The organism is Nocardiopsis sp. CNZ308, from assembly GCF_004217075.1.
Window position 1 is genome coordinate 1,997,217 of the sequence record NZ_SHKJ01000001.1, and the last position, 22,620, is coordinate 2,019,836.

Sequence of the window (22,620 nt, forward strand, 5' to 3'; positions counted from 1 at the left end):
GACCGGCGGACGTCCGCCGGTCCCCTTCGTCATCCGCCGAGGCCCTGAACGGCGGTGTCCAGCCGCCGCGCGAGGGCCTCGGTCTCCTCCGGCCCCGGACGCGCGCCGCCGCGCTCCTCCAGCAGGTCCGAGCGGCCGATCACGCGCAGCGCCCCCGCGTAGCGCGGACCGTCGAGGTCGGCCTCCTCGACGACGTCGGCCCGGCCCTCGTGGACGACCAGCACCGGGTCGCCGCTCTCCGTGCTCAGCAGCCGAGCCACGTGCTCGGCGCGGACGATCTCCACCGCCGCCTCCTCGTGCTCCTCGTGGGACGCCTGTCATCCCCGCCTGCCCCGAAACGGCCTCGGTGAACACGGAGGCCGCCCGGCGCTCCCCCGGTCGGCGCCTCCGGCGCGTCGGCCGCCCCTCCCCCGGGCGGAGCGCGGCTCGCCCGCACCCCGAGGGCGCGTGGGGCGCGGCGCCCTGCGCCGGGAGTGCGGAACCGAGCACGGGGCCGGACCCGGAACTCGGCGCGCCGCGTAAATCGCAGTCCCCGCGCATATCATCATCGGGTGAACAACGGCTGACACCGGTCCGCTGTGTGGACCCGCGCACCGCGAACTGGAGTTGTCCAACCGCGTTCTCCCGCGCAATTACCGGGATATTTCTCCCCGGAACCCGCTTCGACCAGGGGATACGTTCAGGTCCACACTCCCCGGGGACGGTGCGCGGACGCCGAGCGCGCCGGGAGGGCCTACCGAAATGGGACTTCGGTCACGAGTTCGATCCAGGAAAAACCGATGTGAAGCACAACACGGGAGCTTCCCACAAAACCGCAGGTCACAGAGCCGATACTGTCTCCGACCTGGGGCGCGCCGAGGCAGGCGCGATGCCGTTGGGGCCCATGTGCACTAAAGTTTCCTTGTTATGGGGCATTCAGTGAGAAGTCCGTCATCGGGGGACATAATCCGATCGGCCCGGGAGGGTAATCCCGAGCTCACCAGGGCGCTCTCCGCGTACCTGGGGGTCGAGCTCGCCCCCCGGGAGTTCACCCTCGCGGACGGGACCCGGGTCGGGGTCGACTGCGCCGACGACGGCCAGCCGACCGTCCTCGCCCAGTTCTCACCCCTGCACGGGCCGATGAAGTCGGCCCAGCGCAACAAGGTCATCGCGGACGCCTTCAAGCTGGCCTGGCTGCGGGACCAGCACTTCCCGGACGCACGTCCGCTCGTGGTGCTGGGCGAGCCCCTCGCCAAGCTCTTCGGGCGCGGCGCGTGGCTGCCCGTGGCCTTCGCCTCGCACCAGATCACGGTCGCCCTCGTTGACGACCGTCTCAGGATTCGGGCGCTCGATATCAGTATGTGATCAACACTTCATAACGCGTTAATCAGCAATCCCTAACGTTTGACACGTCAAGATTCCCGCGGGCCGTCGCCATGCTTGCTTCCACCCGCTCTCCATCGAAGGTCCTCGGGCACCCATGCCCGAAGACAGCCATCTGGAGGGTGTCCCATGGGCCTTCCCCATGCGGTCGTCGTCGCAAGCACTGTCGTCATGGCAAGCACTCCCGGCCCGCACACCGCCGCGTCCCCCAGCGGCTCCGCCACGCGCTCCGCGGCGCTCCCGCCGCGCCTCGCACCCCACTCCGGCCCCGTGCCGCCCGGTCCCCTCCTCGGTCGATGACGCCACACCCCTGTGACCTGCGCGCCCGTTTTCGCCCCTCCAGCACCCATTCACCGCCAGGACACGTTGTGCAATCATCCGATCACACATCCCGAGGAGAAGGTATGGCACGTCCAGCACGGCCGGAGACGGGCCCGCGGCCCGCGGCCCGGCGCACCGAACACACGTACCGAAGGCGAGACGCCGCGTGAGCGACGACCGTATCGAAGTACGCGGGCTCAGCAAGACCTACGAGGGCGGTGACCCGCACCGGCCCGCGCTCGACCGTATCGACCTGGACATCCCCCGCGGCGAGTTCGTCAGCCTCATCGGCCCCAGCGGCTGCGGCAAGTCCACCCTGCTGCGGGTGATCGCCGGCCTGGAGGGCCACGACAGCGGTGACGTCACCGTCTTCGGCTCCACGCCCAAGCGCATGTGCGAGGCCAAGGCCGTGGGCCTGGTCCCGCAGACCCCCGCCCTGCTGCCGTGGCTGAACGTGCGGCGCAACATCTCCCTGCCCTCGCGGGTCAACCGCCGGGCAGGCAGGGGCAGCGAGGACCCGGACCAGCTGCTGCGCATGGTCGGTCTGGACGACTCCGCCCGCAAGTACCCCCACGAGCTGTCCGGCGGCATGCAGCAGCGCGTGGCGATCGCCCGCGCCTTCGGACTGCGGCCCGACCTGCTCCTGATGGACGAGCCCTTCTCCGCGCTGGACGAGTTCACGCGCGAGGCGCTCCAGCTCCAACTCCTGAACATGTGGGAGCGCATGTCCACGACGGTCGTGTTCGTCACCCACTCGGTGCGCGAGGCGGTCACGCTCTCCGACCGCATCGTCGTGATGTCGGCCCGGCCCGGCCGGGTGCACGAGGTGCTGCCCGTCGACCTGCCCCGCCCCCGCGACAAGGCCGTGGTGACCGGACCGCACATGCACGACCTGGAGGACCGGGTCCGCGCGTCCCTCCAGTCCGCCTGGGAGGCCGGAGCCGCCCCCGACGACCTCGTTCCGCTGTGAGAGGAGGAGAGACCATGGCCACCAGCACACCCGTCCGGCCCCGCCCCGAGGGCGAGGCCTCCCCGAAGCGCGGTGCCGCGCGCCGGCGCCGCTTCGGCCCCAGGCTCAGCGTGTGGCTGCCCACCGCCGTGGCGGTGGTGATCGTCGGCTTCGCCTGGTCGGCGACCGCCGAGGACCAGCCCTACCTCCTGCCTCCGCTGACGGAGGTCGGGGGGATCCTGGTCGAGGACCCGCTGCTGTTCGTGCACAACGCCTGGGCCACCCTCAGCATCGCCCTGACGGGCGTGGCCTTCGGCGCGGGCACCGCGTTCGTCCTGGCCCTGCTGATGTCGGAGATCCCGCTGCTGCGGCGCGCGATCATGCCGCTCGCCGTCGTCCTGAACGTGACCCCGGTCATCGCGATCGCCCCCGCCCTGGTGGTGGCGTTCGGCTTCGGCATGACCCCCAAGGTCATCGTCACCGCGATCATCACGTTCTTCCCCGTGCTCATCAACGTGACCACGGGACTGCGGTCGGTCTCCCGGCCCGTCCTGCACGTCTTCTCCACCCTGCACGCCTCCCGCCTGGAGGTGCTGCTCCGGCTGCGTATCCCCAGCAGCCTCCCCTACACCCTCGCCGCTCTGCGGGTGGTGTTCCCCCTGTCCATCGTGGGCGCCGTGGTCGCGGAGTTCGTCGCCGCCGGATCCTCAAGCGGGCTCGGCACGATGATCCGCAACTCGGCCGCGACCGCCCGGTTGGAGTACGTCTACGCGGCCGTCGCCTGTCTGGCCGTCATGGGCGTGCTGATGCTCGCACTCATCACCGTCCTCGAACGCAGACTGCTGTTCTGGCACGAGTCCCAGCAGCGCACCACCTCCTAAGGAACCCCCAATGACCAATCCGCCCCACCGCCCCAGTCCCCGGCGCCGACGCTCCCTCGCGGCGGCCGCCGCGGCATCGGTCCTCCTCCTCACCGCCGCGTGCAGCGGAGGGGAGTCGGCCGAGGAGGACCCCCAGGTCGCCACCGTCATCGACGAGGAGCGCTGCCAGACCAACCGCGACGCCGGTACGGTCACCTACATCACCGGTTACCAGTACCAGGCCTCGGTGAGCATCCTGGAGGCCATCGCCGCGGACGCCCTCGGCTACTTCGAGGCCGTCTGCCTGGACGTGGAGATCCAGCCCGGCAGCGGTGACACCATCGGCAACTCCCAGCTCGTGTCGGCCGGCACCGCCCACTTCACCTCCCTGGGCAACGAGGCCGAGGTCCTCCAGGCCAACGACGCCGGACACGAGGTCATCGGCGTCTCCACCTACGGGCACGTCCCGATCGCCAGCCTGCTCACCGGCACCGGCATCGAGGAGCTCAAGGACCTGGAGGGCGCCACCCTCGGCCACAAGGGCATGCTCCCCGCGCCGCTGGAGGCGATGCTCGTCGCCGACGGCGTGGACATGGACTCCATCGACATCGTCGAGGTCGGCTACGACCCCAGCGTGCTGCCGCGCGACCAGGTGCAGGCGCTCACCGCGTTCCGCTCCAACGAGCCCTTCCTCCTGTCCGACATGGGCGAGGAGTACAACGAGTGGCTCCCCGAGAACTACGGGGTCGTGGGCTCGTTCGGCGTGATGGCCACCAACCCCACGTGGGCCGAGGAGAACCCGACGGTCGTCGAGGACTACCTGCGCGCGATCGCCAAGGCCTTCGAGTACTGCCAGGAGAACGGCGAGGAGTGCGTCGGCTACGCCGCCGAGCTGGCCGAGGCCGGATACGACACCGAGCACAACCTGCGGATCTGGAACTCCGAGCAGGAGCTGGTGACGGCCTCCACGCCCGACGACTCCACCCCGGGCTACATCGACCTGAGCCTGACCGAGGCCGAGGGCCAGACCCTCGTCGACAACGGCCAGCTGGAGGAGCTGCCCGACGTGGAGCCCCTGTTCGACCCCCGCTACCTGGAGGCCGTGCACGTGGCGACCGAGGTGTCCTGGCCGTCCGAGTAGGACCGGGCACAGCCCACACAGCAGGACCGCGCGGACCGGCGCCGCGCACCGAGCGCCTAGAGCGCCTGGGCGCGGCGCACAGACCGCGCTGCGCACGGGCGACCGCAGTGAGCGGCGCCCGAGAAGGAATGAGGAGCCAAGGATGGCAGCAGAAGGCGGGCCGCAGGCCGCCGAAACCGAGTACGGCATCTTCCTGCCCATCGGCAACGGGGGGTGGATCGTCTCGGAGACCGCACCGCACCCCGAGGCGACGTACGAGTACAACAAGAAGGCCGCGGTCCTCGCCGACGCCTACGGACTCGACTTCGTCATGTCCATGGGCAAGTGGCGCGGCTACGACGGCGCGACCGACCACTGGGGGCGCACCCTGGAGTCGATCACGATGATGTCGGGGCTCGCGGAGGCCACCGAGCACGTCAAGGTGTGGGCGACCGTCCACACGAACCTGTTCCACCCGGCCCTCGCCGCCAAGATGTACACCACCCTCCAGGACATCAGCGGCGGACGCGCCGGGATGAACATCGTGGTGGGCTCCTACGTGGACGAGTTCGCCCAGATGGGCCTGTGGCGCGAGGACATCGGCCACGGTGACCGCTACCGGTACACCGAGGAGTGGACCAGCGTCCTCAAGCGGCTGTGGACCGAGGACTCGGTCACCCACGACGGCGAGTTCTTCAAGCTCGACGACTGCCGCTCGCGGCCGCACCCCACTCCGTCGCCGACCCTGATCAGCGCGGGCCGCTCCGACACGGGCCTGAACTTCCAGGCGCGCCACTGCGACGGCTCGTTCCTGACCGCGGAGGACCTGCCCGGCCTGCGCGACGCCAGCCGCGACGTCAAGGAGCGCGCCCAGAAGGAGGGGCGCAGCATCAAGACGTACTCGATGCTGACCGTCGTCATGGACGACACCGACGCCGCGGCCGAGGAGCGGCGGCTGGAGTACGGGCGCGGCGCGGACATCGACGCGCTGGTCAACATGAAGCGGTCCTGGGGCCTGCCCCTGGACAAGGCCCTGTCGCTGACCTCCGAGCGGCCCGAGGACGAGGCGTTCCAGACGCCGTTCGTGACCGGGTCCCCGGAGACGGTGGCCGGACGCATCCGCGAGATCGTGGAGTACGCCGAGCTCGACGGTCTGATGCTGATCTTCCCGGACTACCACGCCGACCTCGCGGCGTTCGGTGAGAAGGTCATGCCGCTGCTGCGCCCCGCCGGGGGAACGGCCGCGGAACAGGGCTGAGGCCCTCCGCCGCGGACGCCCGCGGCGGTCGACGCGCGGTCGCTGCGGTGCGAGACGCCCCCGCTCGGGGTTTCGCACCGTGGTGACCTGGGGCCGCGGCGCCCCTCCGGACGCCGCGCCCGGCCCGGCCACGCTCCCCCCGCGACGATTGGGCTCCCCTCCGACCGGGTAGGCGCCCCCAGTGTCCTCGCAGGTCGGGCGGTTCGCCCCCGGTGACCGGGGCGGAGACGCCCGGCCCTCGCACGAGTCGGAGGGACTGACGATGAGCGTCAAGCGTGGCATCGAGGGGCTACAGGACGTCCTGGGGGAAGTGGACTTCCCGGCGGACAAGGACCGGATCGTGACGCACGCCCTGGACGCGGGCGCCGACGAGGAACTGCTCAGCGCCCTGCGGGCGATGCCGCCCGCCCAGTACAACGAGGCCAACGAGGTGCTGCGCTCGGTGCCCCTGCCCCGCTCCGAGACGGACTCGCACACCGAGTCCGCCCGCGCGCAGCTGCGCAGGGAGCACACGAAGCCCGGCATGGCCGAGTCGATGAAGGAGAGCCGCCCGGTCAACCCCATCGAGGAGGAGCTGGGCGAGAACCGCAAGTCCTGAAGCCCCGAGCCGTGGTCCCGGTGCCCTGACGGGTCCCGGGACCGTTTCGTGCGCTGGCCGTCGTCCCACCCGGGGAGGCCGCCGGGAAGGGCTGACGCACGCCCTCTCCGGACGCCCGGTGTGAGGGGGCGGCGTCGGCCGTCCCCCCTTACCGGTCTCCCCCGTCCCGGAACGGACACCCTGCCCCTGGGCTGGACATTCATCCCATCTTCCGCGAGCATGGGCGAGGCGCGCGCCCGCGCCTAGGTGTGCCGGGAAGACTGGTCGGCGAGTCCCTGTCAGTCGTACGCCCGGAAAGTTGCACATGAGCATCGACCCGATTCTGCGCTCTGAGCGCCACGGCCCGCTCTCACGGTTGGCCGACACCCTGCGCAGCGACAGCGTCGGCGGCTTTCTGCTGATCGGCGCCGCGGTCCTGGCTCTCGTCTGGATCAACTCGCCCTTCGGCGAGGTCTACGAGAACCTGCGTGCGATCACCTTCGGGCCCGAGTCGCTGCACCTGAACCTGTCCCTGGAGACCTGGGCGGCCGACGGCCTCCTGGCGGTCTTCTTCTTCGTCGTCGGCAACGAGCTCAAGCAGGAGTTCGTCCACGGGGAGCTGCGCGACCCCCGGCGGGCCATGCTGCCGATCGTCGCGGCGGTCTGCGGCATGGTCGTGCCCGCCGCCATCTACGCCGCGATCAACTTCACCTCGCCCGACACCCTCCACGGGTGGGGCATCCCGATGGCGACCGACATCGCGTTCGCCCTCGCGATCCTCGCGGTGATCGGCCGGGGGCTGCCGCCCGCGCTGCGGACCTTCCTGCTGACGCTGGCGATCGTGGACGACCTCGGCGCGATCATCGTCATCGCGGTCTTCTACACGTCCGGCATCAACTTCGTCTCCCTGCTGGCCGCCGCCGCGGGCCTGGCGGTCTTCTGGTACCTCCAGCGCGGCAAGGGGCTGGCCGCCAAGCTCAACGCGTCTGTGGTGCCCAACTGGCTGGTCTACGTGCCCCTGGCCCTGGTGATCTGGGTCCTGGTCCACGAGAGCGGCGTGCACGCGACCATCGCGGGTGTGGCCATGGGTCTGCTGATGCGCACCAACAAGCTTCCCGGTGAGCACCACGACCCGAGCCACGGCGTGGAGCAGCTGCTGCGCCCCTGGTCCGCTGGCCTGGCCCTGCCGATCTTCGCCTTCTTCTCTGCGGGCGTGGTCTTCGACGGCTTCGGCGAGGTCCTCACCGACACGGCGGCGCTGGGCATCATCGCCGGGCTCATCCTCGGCAAGGTGATCGGCATCGCGGGCGGCGCGTGGGTGACCACCAAGGTGACCAGGGCCGAGCTCAACCCCAGCCTGAAGTGGATCGACATCGTCGGCATGTCCCAGCTGGCCGGTATCGGGTTCACCGTGTCGCTGCTGATCAGCGAGCTGACGTTCGCCGACGACCCGGGGCACCTGGCCCACGCCAAGACGGGCGTGCTGGTGGCCTCCGCCGTCGCGACCCTGCTGGCCGCGGTGATCCTGGGCGCGAGGTCGAGGCACTACCGGAAGCTGGAGCGCCAGAGCACGGCGGGCGCGGACTCCGAGTAGGAACACGGCGGCGGCCCGTCTCCCCCGAGCGGGGAGGCGGGCCGCCGCCGTGTGCGGGGCCTCGCGGCAGGGTCCGCCCTCCACCGCGGGGCGGGCCGCCGCGGCGACGGAAAACGGGCGGCCCCCGGAACCACAGGGGGCCGCCCGCGACGTGTACTCCTAGAGACTGACTCCCAGGAACCAGGTCACCACGGTGTACATCGTGGCCAGGATCAGGAACAGCGCGGTGAGGTTGAGCCACACACCGCCGCGCATCATCTGGCCGATCCGCACGTGGCCGGAACCGAAGACGATCGCGTTCGGCGGTGTGGCCACCGGGAGCATGAAGGCCATCGTCGCCGCCAGGGCCACCGGGATCACCAGGGACAGGATGTCGATCTGCATGCCCACCGCGACGCCGCCGAGGATGGGCAGGAAGGTGGCCGCGGTGGCGGTGTTGCTGGTGAGCTCCGTCAGGAAGAGGACCAGTCCGGCCGCGACCAGGATCAGCACCCAGGTGGGCACGCCCTCCAGGACGGCGACCTGACCGCCGATCCAGGTGCTCAGGCCGGAGGCGGTGAACTGCCCCGAGATGGCCAGGCCGCCGCCGAAGAGGAGCAGGACGCCCCACGGCAGCTGCACGGCGGTCTCCCAGTCCAGCAGGCGGGTTCCGCGCCCGACCGGGATCAGGAACAGCAGGACCGCCACGGTCATCGCGATCCCGGCGTCGCTGACGCTGGACAGCCACGGCAGGAAGTTGTCGGCCAGGACCGGGACGAAGATCCAGGAGAGCGCCGCGAAGGCGAAGACCGCGAGCACGAGCTTCTCGCCGCGCGCCATCGGGCCCATCTCGGCGAGCTCGGAGCGGATGAGGTCCTGGGCGCCCTTCACCTTCTTGACCTGCGGCGGGAAGACCTTGATCAGCACGAACCAGGCGATGAGCAGGAAGACGGCGGCCAGCGGCAGGCCGACCAGCATCCACTCGCCGAAGCCGATGTGGATGTCGTGGGCGTCGGCGAGGTAGCCGACCATCAGCACGTTGGGCGGCGTGCCGATGATGGTGGCCACCGAGCCGATGGAGGACGAGTAGGCGATGCCGAGCATGAGCGCGGTGGCGAAGTTCGCGTCGGTCCTGCCGTCGCGGAACTGGGTGATCAGCGCGACCACCGACAGGCCCACGGGGAGCATCATCACGGCGGTGGCGGTGTTGGACACCCACATCGTGATGAACCCGGTGGCGAGCATGAAGCCGCCGACCAGCCCCGCGGTGTTGGAGCCGACCTTGGAGACGATGACCAGGGCGATCCGCTTGTGCAGGTTCCACTTCTGCATCGCCAGGGCGAGCATGAAGCCGCCCATGAACAGGAAGATGGTGTCCGACCCGTAGGACGAGGCGACGTCCCCGACGGGGGTGCCCTCCAGCAGGACGGGGAAGAGCACCAGCGGCAGCAGCGAGGCGACGGGGATCGGGATCGCCTCGGTGGCCCACCAGATGGCGATGAACGCGGTCACCGCGGCGACCGCGCGGCCGTTGGCCGACAGGACCGTCTCGCCGTCCTCGCCGTCGATGACGGGCATCGGCATGTCCGGCATGAGGAAGTAGACCAGGAGCCCGACCAGCGGGCCCGCGATCAGACCGATGACGCGCGAGGGTGGAGCACCCCTGGCAACTCTGCCGTCCTGGGTGGGGGATGCGGTGTCGGGCACGTCGACACCCTTCTCGGACGCCATGGAATCCTCCTGTTGTGGATCACCGGGAAGTGACACTGGCCTTACCGTCGGGTTTCTCCCCGATTACCCTGCATTGATACAGCGATGGTGTGCGTCTCTCCCCCGCGTGCCCAAGGTCTCATCGAAGATTTGAGATTCCTCTGACATTTCGGAACCGTGGGTCGGCGCCCTGGTACAAGCGGTGATCATGCGCGAGGGGTGGCCTGTGGGGTCCGAACCACGGCCCTCCCCTGGCCTAAGCTGCGGATATGCATGGACCGAACCGGCGCACCGCCCTGAGGGGGGCCGCGGGCGCGCTCGCCGCGGGCGCGCTGGGCGGTTGCGCGTGGCGCGAGCCCTCCCCCGCTCCGGCGTCGCTCGTCGTGGCCACGGGTCCGGCGGGGGCCGTCTACCGGGAGATCGGCGCGGAGATCGCGGCCCTGCTGGACGTCCGGCTCCCCGAGATCCGGGTGGAGACCGTCGAGACCGGCGCCTCGCACGACAACCTGCTGCTCATCGAGTCGGGCGAAGCCCATCTGGGCCTGACCAGCCTCGACGCGGTCCTGGCCGACGAGGAGGCCGACGCCGGCCCCTTCCGCGCGATCGGGCGCCTCTACGACAGCTTCCTGCACCTCATGGTCCTGGACGCCTCCCCCGTGCGCTCCCTGTCCGACCTGGAGGGCCGCCGCGTCTCGGTGGGCGCGGTCAACTCCGGCACCGAGTTCACCGTGGCGCAGGCCGTCGAGGAGACCGGGCTGGCCATGGAGGCGGTGCGCCTGGACCAGGCGGCCTCCGCCGACGCCCTGGGGCGCGGGGAGATCGACGCGATGTTCTCCCTGACCGGGCTTCCCACGCCCGCGGTCGCCGACCTGGCCCGGGCGCACGTGACGCGCCTGGTCGACCTCGGGGACGTCGCGTCCGCCATGGCCGAGGCCCACCCCGAGAGGTACTTCCCGGCCACCATCCCGGCGACCACCTACGAGGGCGTGCCCGCCTGCCCCACCCTGTCCATCCCCAACCTGCTGCTGTGCGCGGCCGACCTGTCGGACGACCTGGCCTACGTCGTCGCCGACACCGTCTACACCGGCGCCCCGCGGATCGCCGAATCCCGCCCCGAGGCGGCGCAGATCAACGTGCGCACCGGCATCTCGACCGGCGTGGTCCCCCTCCACCCCGGCGCCGCGCGCTGGTACCGGGACAACAAGCCCTCCTGAGGCCCGCCCCGCCGGGGGCTCAGTCCGCGGACGGCAGCGTGAGGGTCACGCCGAAGCCCGGCCGCTCGCCGGGCAGGCCCTCGCCCAGCGCCAGTTCCCCTCCGGCCTCGCGGACCAGGTCGGAGACGATCGCCAGCCCCATACCGGTGCCCTCGGTGTTCTGTTGGCGGGACGAGCGCCAGAAGCGGTCCAGGGCGGCGCCGCGCTCCTCCTCCGGGAGCCCCTCCCCGTCGTCGAGCACGCTGATCCGCGCGGGGTCGCCGGCCGAGCCCCGCACCTGCACCCGGGTCCCCCCGGACAGGCGCAGGGCGTTGCTCACCAGTTCGTCGAGGATGCTGCCCAGGCCCCCGGCCGGGGCGCAGACCCGCAACCCGGCGGGGACATGCACGGTCACCGTGATACCCCGGGCCTGGCCCAAGGCGCGCCAGCGCTCGACCCGGGTCTCCAGCAGCTCGGGGACGTCCACGGCCTCGGTGCCGGTGACGCTCTCCAGGCGCGTCGCGGCCAGCAGGGAGTTGAGCATCCGGTGCATGAGCGTGGTCTCGTCCACGGCCACGGCGTGCGCCTCCCGGGCCTCCTCCGAGCTGAGGTAGGGCGCGAGGTTCTCCACCGCCAGGCGCAGGCTCGCCAGGGGGTTGCGCAGCTGGTGGGAGGCGTCGGAGACGAAGGAGCGCTGACGCTCCAGGGCTCTGCGCACCACGTCGACCATCGTGTTGAAGGACTCGGTGAGGCGGCGCAGCTCCGGAGGTCCCTGCTCGGCGTCCACCCGCACGTCCAGGTCCCCCGAGGCGACGGCGGTGGTCGCGGCGTCGAGTCGGCCGATGGGGCGCAGGACCCAGCGCGACAGCGGCAGCGAGGCCGCCACCAGGAGCGCCAGGGGCACCAGGCTGAGCAGGGCGAGCCATCCCCAGGAGCCGAGGATGTCGGCGCCGAGCCGGTCGGTGGGGGCGACGACGATGACCGCCCCCGTCACCTCGCTGTCGCGGCCGATGGGCTCGGCGACCACGAGGGGGTCGGGCTCCCAGGGCCAGACGGTGGTCGGCGGGGCCGGGCGCTCCCCGGCCAGGGCGATGGTGAGGGCCTCCGGCGCGGCCAGTTCCGCGAGCACGTCGCGTTGGTGAGCCGTGCTGCCGGACCCGGCGATGATCTCTCCGTCGGGGGCCACCACGACCACCGGGATGCCGTAGAGCGCCTCGTAACGGGCCATCTCCTGGAGGAGCGCCTCCGTGCGGTCGGCCTCCAGGGCGGTGCGGGCCAGGGCGGCGAAGCGGCCCGCGTCCCCGAGGCGGTCGACGTAGACCTGCTGGGTCAGCTGCTGGGCGATGACCGCCCCCAGGGGGATGACCGCCGAGGCGACCAGGACGAACGCGGCGGGGAGCAGGATGGTGAGCAGTCTGCGGAGCACGGGTTCAGGACCGGTCGAGGAGGTAGCCGACACCGCGCACGGTGCGGATCTGCACGGCCCGGCCGAGCTTGCCCCGCAGTGAGCCGATGTGGGTGTCCAGGGTCCGGGAGGAGGTCTCCCAGGCCGTGCCCCACACCTGGTCGAGGATCTGGTCGCGGGCGACCACCGACGGGGAGCGGGAGGCCAGGAGGGCGAGCAGGTCGAACTCCTTGCGGGTCAGCTGGAGTTCGGCGCCGCCGACGCTGGCCGCGCGGGAGCCCGGGTCCACGGTGAGCTCACCGATCCTGACCTCGGGCTCCTCCTCCGCGGCCTCGGCCCGCGCGGCGCGGGTGCGGCGCAGGACCGCGTCGATGCGGGCGAGGAGTTCGGCGACGCCGAAGGGCTTGACCACGTAGTCGTCGGCACCGGCCCGCAGGCCGCGCACACGGTCGCGCTCCTCGCTGCGGGCCGTGACGGCGATGATCGCGGTCTGCGGGCGGTCGCGGAGCTTGCGGAGCAGGTCGATGCCGTCGGCGTCGGGGAGGCCGAGGTCGAGGAGGACGACGTCGGCGGGCGGGGCGCTCAGGGCCCGTTCGGCGGTGGCGACCCTCTGGACGTCGAAGGACGCCGCCCGCAGGGCGGTCACCAGTCCGCGGGCGACCCGGTCGTCGTCCTCGACCACGAGAATGCGCATGTCCAGCATGTTAGGCAGTGTTCGCCCCGGTCACGGCACACCGCAGGGGCGCTCCCCGGCACCGGACGCTGCTCCCGGCCCCGCGGGACGGGTCCGCCGCCCGCCGGCGGCGCGGCACGGAGTTCCGTGCGGGCGGGCCCGGCCGCCATTTCCGCGGTCATACGCGGTCATAACACCGAAGACGGAATTTCGTCCGCACCGGGGCACCCGCTTCCCCCGAAGCACACGGGGCGACCGCGAAGCGGACCGCCCCGGGCACAACATCCTGACCCCGTGCCGCAACGGAAACGAAAAGGGATCGGAGTCACGGGCCGCCGACACCCGCCCTTTTCCCGCACGCGCTTTTCGGCGGACCGGGGAGGGGGTAATCGCCCCTTCGCCCCGCGGCCTCTCTCCGGCCGCTGTTCCCGGGCCCTTCCCTGGAGACGACCGCTCCCGCCCCCGGGCGGATTCGAGCCCGCGAAGCCCGCGGGCACGGGCTTTGCGCGCGCTGTCCCGGGAAGGGCCCGCGGCTGCACCGCCCCGGCGGGCACAGCGCGGACCCGGCGCCCGCGAAACCGAAGTGGAACCGCTTCCCGGCATATCATTCGCGTCTTTTTTCCGAGCCATCCGGAGAACGGCCGCGCCCGGACAACATGAACACCACTCCAGTGGGCATGTACAAGTCGGCGCCTGTGACCAACCGAATACATAACTGAACCGGAGTCGGACCCGATCGCACTTTCAGAACTGCTCGGGAAACAGGAGCGACCAATGGTGGAACTGAGAGAATCGAGGCCGCCGCGTGCGTAGCGTCAACCAGCGGGGACAGAGCGGACGGGAGTGCCCGTGAGAGGGCTGGGACACGAACCCGGTCGGTGGCGGAAGTCGAGCTACAGCGGTGGCGGCAACGGCGACTGCGTCGAGGCCGTCCTGGGCGCGCCGCGGACGGTCGGCCTGCGCGACTCCACTCACCCCGACCGCGCGGCGCTCGCCCTGCCCGCGCACCAGTGGGTCGCGCTGCTCCGGCTCACCGGGCGCCGCTGAACGCCGCGGTCGGTCCGGGGAGCGCGCCCCGGACCGCGACCGGTCACATCTGGGCGAGGTAGATGTCGGCGTCCCCCCGCACTGTCCTGCGGAGGCTGAGCGTGGCGGGGTGGTCCGACCCCATCACCTCGCGGTAGCCGTCCTCCACGGCGACGAACTCGGCCTCGACGTCCTCGCCCTGGGCCCTGCGGTCCACGAGCAGGTTGCGGCGGGCCAGCAGGGCCAGCGGATGCGAGGCCCCCAGCGCCTCCTCGCAGCCGCGCAGCGCCTCCTCGTCCCGTTCCCGGGCACCGGCCACGTCGCCCATGAGGAAGTGGTCGTTGGCCAGGTTCACCAGGCAGGCCAGGGTGCTGGGGTGATGGGCGCCGAGCCGGTCCAGGAACAGCTCCAGGGAGCGCTCGTCCAACTGGCGGGCCTCGGCCGCCCTGCCCAGGCGGCGCAGGATGATCGCCCGGTTGACGTCGGCCGCGCCCACGTAGGGGTGGCGCTCGCCCAGGAGCTTGACGTAGCGCTCCCCCGTGGTCTGGGCCAGCTCCAGCGCCTCGTCGTGCTGGTTGACCGCGCTCAGGGACATGGAGTGCACCAGAGCGGCGTACATGGTCTCGTTGTCGTCCACGCCGTGCTTGACCCGGAAGCGCTGCCAGGCGCGCTCCGACAGGGCGAGCGCCTCCCGGTGGTGGCCGACGCGCCGGCGCATGACGGCCAGCGTCCGCTGGTTGCGCAGGACGCGGTTGTCGTCCTCCCCGATCAGGCCGATGGCACGCTCGACCTGGTGGGCCTGGATCTCCTCGGCCTCCCGGTAGCGGCCCTTCTCCATCAGGGCCTCGGCGTAGCCGTTGTTGGTGCCCAGGGTGCGCGGGTGGTCCGGGCCGAAGACGGCCTCCAGCCGGGCCAGCGTGTCGCGGTACTGGTCGGCGGCCGACTCCGGGTCGCCGCTGAGCAGGAGGTTGAAGGCGCGGAAGTGGGCGGTGACCAGGGTGTGCGGGTCGTCCTCGCCGAAGAGGCGCACCCGGCGGTGGTAGGCGTCGGCCGCGGCCGTCAGCGAGTCGCGGAACCGGCCCAGGAAGCGCAGGGTGCGGATGTACTCGATCTCCGCCTCCAGGGTCTCGGAGTCCCCGGGGTCCTGCGTCTCGCGCAGGGTGCCCAGGGTGGCCTCGCACAGCGCGAGGGCCTGCTCCAGGTACCCCTGCCCGCGCATCGCCGTGGAGATCTGGATCGCCATGCCCAGGGTGGAGGGGTGGTTCTCGCCCAGTTGCAGGCGCCACCACTCGTGGGCGGTCTCGCCCAGGCGGCGGGCCTCGTCGAACTCCTGGCGCAGCACGGCGACCCGGCACATCTGCACCACCAGGTTGCGCGCCCAGGGGTCGGTGCAGTTCCACAGTTCGGAGGCCCACACGTGCGGCAGCAGCTCGGTGTAGCGCTCGGAGGCGTCCACGGCCACCACCTGGAGGTCGTTGCGGCCCAGCAGCTGGTGGGCGCAGTGGCGCATCTCCTCGCGCTCCTCGTCGCTCATCGGCGCTTGGACGGCGCGCTGCACCAGCCGGTGCAGGGAGACCGTGTTGCGCTGGTGGTCGATGTGGGCGAGGCTGTTGCGCCCGATGTCGCGGATCGCCATGCCGAGCCTGGCCGGGTCCTCCAGGGCGCCGCGCAGCTCCGCGGGGCCCTCGATGCCCCGGGCGAAGTTGAACAGCGTCCGGGGGATGGGCGCCGTCGACATGAAGGAGCAGAGCTGGAGCAGCTGGAGCGCCGCCGGGTTGGTGGTGGCCAGCCGGTCCAGGGACACGTTCCAGGCGGCGGCGACGGCCACCGGGTAGGCGCTGTCCACCGGGCGCAGGAGGTCGAGCATCTCCTGGCTCTTCTCGGCGAACTGGCGCAGGTACTCCTCGGTGGCCATCCCGCTCTCGTGCAGCCACACGGCGGCCTGGTTGAGGGCCAGGGGCAGGTCGCCCAGCTCGTGCGCCAGCTGGTCGGCCTCCTCGGTGGTCAGCGACGCGGGTCCGCGCCGTTTCAGCAGCTCGATGCTCTCCGCCCGGTCGAACTCGCGGACGGAGAGGTAGGCGTCGCCGCCCCGCACCGTCCAGCTGGAGTCCCGAGAAGTGATGATCACGTGGCCCTCGCCCCCGACAGGAAGATACTGATCCAGTTCGGACCGGGCCTGCGCGTTGTCGAAGACGAGGAGCCAGCGCGGATAGTCCACGCCCTGGCGCAGTGCCTCCAGGACGTTCTCCAGGACGTGTCCGCTGCCCGCGCCCGCGCTGTCCAGCCTGAGCCTGGACGCGAGGACGGAGAAGCTCTCCCGCAGCTGGTTGCTGTGGGCCGCGGGGATCCAGCAGATGAGGTCGTAGTCGGACGCGTACCGGTACAGGTACTCCTTGGCGAGCTCGGTCTTGCCGACCCCCGACATCCCGTTGAGGGCGGTGATGACCTGGCGCCGCCCCTTCAGGAGCTGTCCCCTCAGCGCGGAGAGGAGTTCCTCCCGGCCGGTGAAGGCGCTGTTGCGGCGCGGAACCTGGACCCAGACCGCGTTGAGCGGTCGGCCACTCATGGACGATCGGGACGTACGGCCGCTGGACTGGCCGCCAGATTCTTGCATCATATCCTCATTTGACAGTTTTGTGGCCATATGAGTTTCTTTCCCCGACCGTTCAGAAAAGGGTGCTCTGCTCCGCGCCTTCCAGCCGTTGTTCCCGCCCACACGCGCAGATCCGGAAACCTTCGGTAATACTAGACCAGTGGGCGACGGCGTAGCCGCCTCATGCGTTTCTTCCGCACCGCGGGTCGCACCCGTCCCGGAGATATCGGCGTATTCCCTGATGGGTACGGCATAACGTCGGGTAAGGGCCGCGCTCTCCACCGCGGGCAGCATGGAATTCGCCCAGTGGTGGGACAGCCGCGTCCTTTTCGGGAAATCGTCCTGCCCGCCCCGCAGCATCAGGCGCAGGGCGTCGAACCAGGGGTCCACCCAGCGCAGGCGCTCCGCCGCCAGGCCCAGCACCCGGCGGATGTCGGAGACACGGCCGCCCAGTGACAGCAGGGCCCGTCGGACCCCCGGACGGAAGTCCCACCCGACCGGACCGTCCTCCTCCCCCCGGCCGCCGCCCCCGTGCACCAGCCCGCTGAAGAAGACCTCCGTCAGCTCCGAGGGCGTGGTGCGGCCGAGCACGTCCTCGCAGACCGCCTCCACCAGACGCGGGTCCAGCGGCACGGCGGCCAGGGCCACCGCCAGGTCGAACGCCTCGGGGCTGGCCAGCTGCCGGAAGCGCCGCGCCTCCCGTTCGGCGTCGAAGGCGGGTTCCCTGGCGTCCGGGGCCCCGGCCGGGTCGGGGCCCTCTCCCGCGGGGAACCGCGCGGTGTGCGCCCACAGGCGTCCGGGCCCCCTCCCCATCGCGAAGACCGCCCAGTCGCGGATCGTCCGGGGGTCCAGCGTCAGCACCGGCACGAGCACCCCCGGCTCGCGCTTGTCCTCCTCCGGGTCGGTGAGCGTGCGCTCCCGCGCGTACCGGGTGTTCGCGGCGCAGGGACCGGCTGCCCGGGGCGCGGCCAGCTCCATGGGGGCGGTGGCGATGGCACCGCGCCGCCACAGGAGGGGCTGGAGCAGGTGGAGGATCGCGACCGCGCCGCGGTCCGCGGCCGCGGCGACCCAGTCCTGGAAGCCGCGGTCGCGCCAGGCGCCGCCGAGCCCGTCGGTGAGGAACAGGACCACGTGCGCGCGGCCGCCGCCGAGGCGGCCGGGGCGTCCGTGGCCGTCGCGCAGCCTGGGGACGCCGGGGCGCGCGGAGTCGAAGTACAGGGAGACGACCTCGCGGAAGATCCCGCCGGAGCGCGCGAGCCGGACGAACTCGGCGGCCAGGCCGCGCTGGAAGGCCATGGTGACGCCGTCGTCGACGAGGAGGGTCAGGTTCACCGCCCGTTCCCGGCGCGCGCACGGCCGCGGCACCACCGGGACGCCGACGCCCTCGCGCTCGTCCTCGGACCAGTGGAGGCTGTCCAGGAGCGAGCGCGCGTAGTTGCGCGCGGTGCCCTCCTGGTCGACGCCGTCCGGCCGACCACGGGGTTCGGTGAGGTGGAAGGGCCCCAGAGCGGCGACCAGTTCCTGGCGCCGTTCCAGGACCGGCTGCACGAACCCGTGGGGCTCCGTCGGCGGCCTTCCCTCCCCCGGCTCCCGACGCGGCCACGGGGGCGTCCCCTCACAGCCGTGCGGCGGGGCCGGGGCCCGCCCACGGGACACGCGTCCGGCGGCGGAACCGCCCCCGCCGGCGGCCGTCCCGCCGCCGGGGAACCCCGGGAGCCGGACGGCCCCTGTGTCCGTGCCGGGCGCAGGGGAGGACCGCCGCCCGGTCCCCGGCGCGTCCGTCCCCGTCCCGGCCTCCCGCGGGGGCGGACCGGAACCGGCGGCCTCCCCGGGCTGCGGACCGTCAGCGGGCGGCTCCGAGAAGATCGGGCGTTCGCGGCGCGCGGCCTCGGCACGCGCCTGGAGGGCCGCCAGGTGGAGCGCGTCCGCCCACTCGGTGGGGGTGAGGCCACCAGAGGAGCCGCCCGACCGGTCGCCGGAGCCCCGGGGGCGGTCGTCCCCCGGCTGGTGCGCGGGGCTCATCCCGGGGTTTCCGTGAGGCGGTGCCAGAGCAGGTCGGAGAGGTGGCGGACCTGCTCGGGCCCCGGCTCGCCCTGTCCCATGGCGCCGACCAGGTGCACGGCGTTGAGCAGCTGGTCCACGGCGAGTCCGTGGCCGTCGGCGCTCCTGCGCAGGAACTCGGTGACCAGGGTCCGCGTGCCGGTGGGCGGGTCGCCGTCGAAGTGCCCGGCCACGGCGGCCACCAGCTCGTCCTCGTCCGGCAGCCCCATCCGGACCGGGATGCAGCGGCGCAGGAAGGCGGGCGGCAGGTCCCGGTCGTCGTTGCAGGTCACCACCGTGACGGGGAAGGCCGAGCACAGGACCTCGCCGCGTTCGACCGCCGCCGTGCGGCCGGGGTCGTCGGTGGCCACCCGGATCCTCCCGGCCACGTTGGCCAGTCGGCCCAGCTCGGGGACGGTGTAGCCGCCGTTCTCGAACAGGTCGAGCAGGTCGCCGGGCAGGTCGAAGTCGCCCAGGTCGAAGTCGTCGACCAGGAGCACGCGGGGCAGCCGGGTGGGCAGGAAGGCGGTGCCCAGGGGGCCCAGGGTGAGGTAGCGGCCGATCGACTCGGCGCTGCTGCGCAGGTGGGCGTCGGCCTCAGTGCCGTCGGCGCTCGCGTAGCGGCGGTCCCGGGCGCCCAGGGCCCGGTTGCGGGCGTTCTCCAGGTTGAGGTCGTGGATCTGGGTGAGGGGGTCGTAGGCGTACAGGCCGTCGCGCACGGTGCTGCGGCTGGTGACGGCCCAGCGCAGGACGCGGCCCAGGCCCAGCTCGCGGGAGATCTGGTGGGCGAGACTGGACTTGCCGATCCCGGGCGGGCCCACCAGCAGCAGGGGGCGGCGCAGGCAGATGGCCGCGTTGACCTTGTCCAGCAGCTGGCGGCGGTGCGGCCCCAGGGGAATGGGGAAGTTCCAGGGTCTGACGGGACCCAGGTGGCGCTCGCTCTCGGCGGCGGGGCTCTCGGCCCGCGGCCCCGGGTCGTAGAACGGGGGGTCCGCGCCGGTTTCGGCGGGGTCCGGCCCGCCGCCGTAGGTGCGCCACCGGGGAGGCGGGGGGAGCTGGGCGGCGAGGTCCAGGTGCGGGCGGGGCTGACCTGTGCCGTGGAAGATCCACCACTCCGGCGCGGAGCTGGTCGATCCGGGTTCGGCTGGTGTGGTCATGGCAGGCCCTTCGAGCCGCGCCCAAGGGGGGCTGTCGGATGCTGTGGGGGTGTCATCGGTCTGGGAGCGGGCAGAACCGGAAGGGTGTCGTGGTAGAAGACGGCGACCTCGAAGCTTTCTTCGATGTACCCGGTATCGTCCGGGGAAACGCATCCGGAACGCGATTGGTGGAGCGCCTTGGGAAGCGCTCGTATTCTTTCGGGTGGCACCATTACCTCCCGCCCCACCTTCCCCAGATTGAGCCACGGACTTGCTCCAGGGCCATTGTCGGCGGAACGCCAGATCACGACCGGAACCCCGATCATGAGCGCCGACCAGACCGACATGTGGCATTCATCCAGATGGGAGGGAACGGAGAGGGCCACGATCCTGTCGTCCTGGAGCCTTTCGACCAGGGGTTCGCGGTAGGTCCGTCCGCCCCTGCGCCTCCTCTGCCCGGCCTCGTGCGCGGTGTCCAGGTGCAGGACCTCGCACGCGCTCGCGAGCCCCTCCCAGCGGCGGGCGCAGGTACGCCGGGCCTGCGCGGTGTCGCCGCGCGCGGGGTCCACCAGCTCCTCCGCCCGGTAGACCACCTGGGCCCGCGCGCCGAGCCTGCGGTCGCCCTCACCGGCCTCCTGCCAGTGCTCGGCCTCCAGACGGCGGAGCAGGTCCAGCCGTGCGACCAGCTCGACCCGCACACCCTCGTGGTACCCCGTGCGGTGGTCCACCTCCAGCAGGGTGAGCAGGCCGCCGACGTGGGCGCCGATGCGCTCGGCCTCCATGTGCGGGGTGTGGCCGTGGCCGCAGAAGTCCGGGGCCCTGCCCCGTCTCTCGCTGAGCACCGTCCAGTACTCGACGTCGTAGCGGTCCCGGCTCCGGCCCTGGGTGACGTGCACGACGAGCCGGGCCGGCGCGCGCGTGCCGGGCGGCGCGGCCGTGCCCTCGCGCCGCCCGCCGCCCCAGAGCAGGAGCAGGTCGGCGCAGTCGCGCAGCGGGACGGCGCAGGGCAGCAGGGCGCAGAAGACCCGCAGCGGGAGTTCGGCGCCCTCGGGCACGGTCATCTCGGCCAGGTCCACGAGCCGGTCCCAGGCCGTGTGCGGCGGCGCCTCGGCCGGGGCGAGCTGGTCGGTCCGGGCGGTCTCGAAGGCCTCCGCGACCAGGTCCGGGGAGTGCTCCGCCAGCTCCCGGCGGACGAGGGCGACGTCGGCGTCGGTGGTTCCCTCGGGCAGGAGGCGGTACAGCTGCTCCCACTCCTCGGCGTGGACCAGCGGCTCCGCCGCCCGGGCCGCCGCGAGCGAGCTGCGGCCGCGCTCCTCCAGGTAGAGGATCCAGCGCACGAGGCAGCCCAGGCGCACCTGCTCCCGGCACAGGCCTACCAGGTGGCGGGCGAACTCCACCGGCGAGCCCTCCAGGCGCAGGTTGCGGCGGACCCGTGTCGGCAGCTGGTAGGCCAGCTGCTCGCGCGCGTCCGGGAGGAGGACGCACCGGAGCGCGCACAGGGCGTCGACCAGGTCCTCCACACCGCCGTCGGCCGGGAACGGCCGTCCGGCGCCCTCCGGGAGGAGTCGTCCGCCGGGAGGGAGCGGTCCGCCCTCCGATGGCGGACGCCCTCCGATCGGGGCCTGGCCCCCCGCGGTGGCCGTCGTCTCGCTCACCCGGGCGGGCTCCCCAGGAGCGGGGCCGCGGCCTCGCGGACCCGGAGCATCCCCGCGCTCCCGTCCTCCCTCGCGTCGAGGAGGGCGAGCACCTCGTCGAGGATTCCGTACTCACCGTGGGCGAGGGCGACCAGCTGCGCGGTGAAGGAGAGCAGGTCCTGGTCGGCGCGGAGCCTGCGGCGCAGGCGGGGGTCGAGCGCGACGTACAGGTCCAGGCGCAGGTCGGGCAGGAGCAGCGTGCGCAGATCGGTCATCGCCCTGGCGGTACGCGTGAGCGCCTCCCGTTCGCCGTTCGCCGCCGCGCCCGCGGCGGCCCGCTCGGTCGGCCACACCCGGGGGATCGCCTCCATCGGAATCATCCAGCCCGCCCTGCCGCTGCCGGTCGCCTCGCAGAGCAGACCGAGGAGGGCGTTCCCCCTCTCCTCTCGGACGCCGCTGCCGCTGAAGCCGGGCAGGACGGTGAACCCCGCGCGGGAGTCGACGTCGATCTGGACGTAGCCGAAGCGGCTGCCCCCGGTACCGGTGGCCCGGCCGGTCACCCACAGGCCGGTCTCGGCGCGGGGGAAGCCGAGGACGCGGACCCGGTCGCCGACGCGGTACCGGGCGGGGACGGCGGGAGGGATCGGGGCGGGCCGGTCCAGGCGCAGCACCGCCGCGTCCCAGGGCGCGGCCTCCTCCCACCACCAGCCGTCGGCGACGACCGTGGCGGCGGCCTCCCAGTCCGGGAGGCCGCGCGGGGCGTCCAGGCGTACGGCGGCGCCGGGCCCGGCGGGGACGCCGGACCCGGCGAGGGCCTCGCGGACGACGTGCGCGCAGGTGATCGCGTATCCGGATGCGACCAGTACCGCGGCGCCGTGCAGGGCCGTGCCGCCGCGGTCGGTGACGCGCAACTGCCAGTCGGGGGCGAGGGGGCGGGGGGCCAGGTGAGACACGGCGCTCCCGTTCGGCGGGCGGGGCACACGGGACGGGCCCGAACGCGCGGTCCCGCTCAGTGTTTCGGGTGCACCGAATTCTACCTGTCGTTCATGAAAATGTGTTGCCGTGAAGGAGAGCGAAAGATTTGAGTGTTTTTCGTGAGAGATAGGTGGATTTAGATAAACAAGTTAATAAAAGGGGGTTATGTGCGGTACGCGGGCCGTCCGCCTCCGGCGACGGACGGCCCGGACGCG

At 72.2% G+C, this 22,620-nt stretch carries 17 protein-coding genes; 9 read left to right on the forward strand and 8 right to left on the reverse strand.

Annotated elements, in window-relative coordinates; translation table 11 throughout:
* Positions 1-29 precede the first annotated feature (29 nt).
* The gene (locus EV372_RS08660; protein ID WP_130395582.1) at positions 30-284 is read right to left on the reverse strand and encodes a hypothetical protein; all 255 of its coding nucleotides are present in this window, start codon (positions 282-284) and stop codon (positions 30-32) included.
* A 634-nt stretch (positions 285-918) separates the two neighbouring features.
* Between EV372_RS08660 and EV372_RS08665 the strand changes: the two genes are divergently transcribed.
* The 7 genes from EV372_RS08665 to nhaA all read left to right on the forward strand — a co-directional run bounded on the left by EV372_RS08665 (position 919) and on the right by nhaA (position 8,041).
* Complete coding sequence (locus tag EV372_RS08665; RefSeq protein WP_253795414.1) at positions 919-1,344, forward strand: hypothetical protein; 426 nt, start codon at positions 919-921, stop codon at positions 1,342-1,344.
* 505 nt (positions 1,345-1,849) lie between these two features.
* Positions 1,850-2,653: an ABC transporter ATP-binding protein gene (locus EV372_RS08670; RefSeq protein WP_130395584.1), complete on the forward strand. Its 804-nt coding sequence runs from the start codon at positions 1,850-1,852 to the stop codon at positions 2,651-2,653.
* A 14-nt stretch (positions 2,654-2,667) separates the two neighbouring features.
* A complete protein-coding gene (locus EV372_RS08675; RefSeq protein ID WP_130395585.1) occupies positions 2,668-3,513 on the forward strand; it encodes an ABC transporter permease in 846 nt (281 codons plus the stop codon).
* 10 nt (positions 3,514-3,523) lie between these two features.
* Complete coding sequence (locus EV372_RS08680) at positions 3,524-4,633, forward strand: ABC transporter substrate-binding protein (protein WP_130395586.1); 1,110 nt, start codon at positions 3,524-3,526, stop codon at positions 4,631-4,633.
* Positions 4,634-4,775: 142 nt separating this feature from the next.
* On the forward strand, positions 4,776-5,870 hold the full coding sequence (locus tag EV372_RS08685; RefSeq protein ID WP_130395587.1) for an LLM class flavin-dependent oxidoreductase: 1,095 nt from the start codon (positions 4,776-4,778) through the stop codon (positions 5,868-5,870).
* A gap of 262 nt (positions 5,871-6,132) precedes the next feature.
* On the forward strand, positions 6,133-6,468 hold the full coding sequence (locus tag EV372_RS08690) for a DUF2795 domain-containing protein (RefSeq protein WP_013155502.1): 336 nt from the start codon (positions 6,133-6,135) through the stop codon (positions 6,466-6,468).
* 304 nt (positions 6,469-6,772) lie between these two features.
* Positions 6,773-8,041 (forward strand): Na+/H+ antiporter NhaA, encoded by a 1,269-nt coding sequence (gene nhaA / locus EV372_RS08695; protein WP_130395588.1) that lies wholly within the window; start codon positions 6,773-6,775, stop codon positions 8,039-8,041.
* A gap of 159 nt (positions 8,042-8,200) precedes the next feature.
* On the opposite strand, the gene EV372_RS08700 is transcribed toward nhaA, so the two are convergent.
* Positions 8,201-9,751 carry a DASS family sodium-coupled anion symporter gene (locus tag EV372_RS08700; protein WP_130395589.1) on the reverse strand — a complete coding sequence of 517 codons (1,551 nt, stop codon included), beginning with the start codon at positions 9,749-9,751 and terminating at the stop codon, positions 8,201-8,203.
* Between the two features lie 248 nt (positions 9,752-9,999).
* On the opposite strand from EV372_RS08700, the gene EV372_RS08705 reads away from it, so the two are divergent.
* On the forward strand, positions 10,000-10,944 hold the full coding sequence (locus EV372_RS08705) for a TAXI family TRAP transporter solute-binding subunit (protein ID WP_130395590.1): 945 nt from the start codon (positions 10,000-10,002) through the stop codon (positions 10,942-10,944).
* A 19-nt stretch (positions 10,945-10,963) separates the two neighbouring features.
* On the opposite strand, the gene EV372_RS08710 is transcribed toward EV372_RS08705, so the two are convergent.
* Positions 10,964-12,349 (reverse strand): sensor histidine kinase, encoded by a 1,386-nt coding sequence (locus EV372_RS08710; RefSeq protein WP_130395591.1) that lies wholly within the window; start codon positions 12,347-12,349, stop codon positions 10,964-10,966.
* A 4-nt stretch (positions 12,350-12,353) separates the two neighbouring features.
* Positions 12,354-13,031 (reverse strand): response regulator transcription factor, encoded by a 678-nt coding sequence (locus EV372_RS08715; RefSeq protein WP_130395592.1) that lies wholly within the window; start codon positions 13,029-13,031, stop codon positions 12,354-12,356.
* An 819-nt stretch (positions 13,032-13,850) separates the two neighbouring features.
* Here EV372_RS08715 and EV372_RS08720 point away from each other — a divergent pair.
* Positions 13,851-14,048, forward strand: a complete 198-nt coding sequence (locus EV372_RS08720; protein ID WP_130395593.1) for a DUF397 domain-containing protein — start codon at positions 13,851-13,853, stop codon at positions 14,046-14,048.
* Positions 14,049-14,091: 43 nt separating this feature from the next.
* Here the strand turns inward: EV372_RS08720 and fxsT are convergent, their stop codons facing one another.
* Genes fxsT through EV372_RS08740 form a run of 4 tightly spaced genes read right to left on the reverse strand, consistent with a single transcriptional unit; the run spans position 14,092 to position 22,383 of the window.
* A complete protein-coding gene (gene fxsT, locus EV372_RS08725) occupies positions 14,092-18,642 on the reverse strand; it encodes an FxSxx-COOH system tetratricopeptide repeat protein (protein ID WP_130395594.1) in 4,551 nt (1,516 codons plus the stop codon).
* A complete protein-coding gene (locus EV372_RS08730; RefSeq protein WP_130395595.1) occupies positions 18,639-19,817 on the reverse strand; it encodes an AAA family ATPase in 1,179 nt (392 codons plus the stop codon). Before EV372_RS08730 ends, fxsT begins: the two co-directional genes overlap by 4 nt.
* The gene (locus EV372_RS08735) at positions 19,814-21,451 is read right to left on the reverse strand and encodes a hypothetical protein (protein ID WP_130395596.1); all 1,638 of its coding nucleotides are present in this window, start codon (positions 21,449-21,451) and stop codon (positions 19,814-19,816) included. The genes EV372_RS08730 and EV372_RS08735 overlap by 4 nt, the downstream gene beginning before the upstream one ends.
* A complete protein-coding gene (locus EV372_RS08740) occupies positions 21,448-22,383 on the reverse strand; it encodes a S1 family peptidase (protein ID WP_130395597.1) in 936 nt (311 codons plus the stop codon). The genes EV372_RS08735 and EV372_RS08740 overlap by 4 nt, the downstream gene beginning before the upstream one ends.
* Positions 22,384-22,620 lie beyond the last annotated feature (237 nt).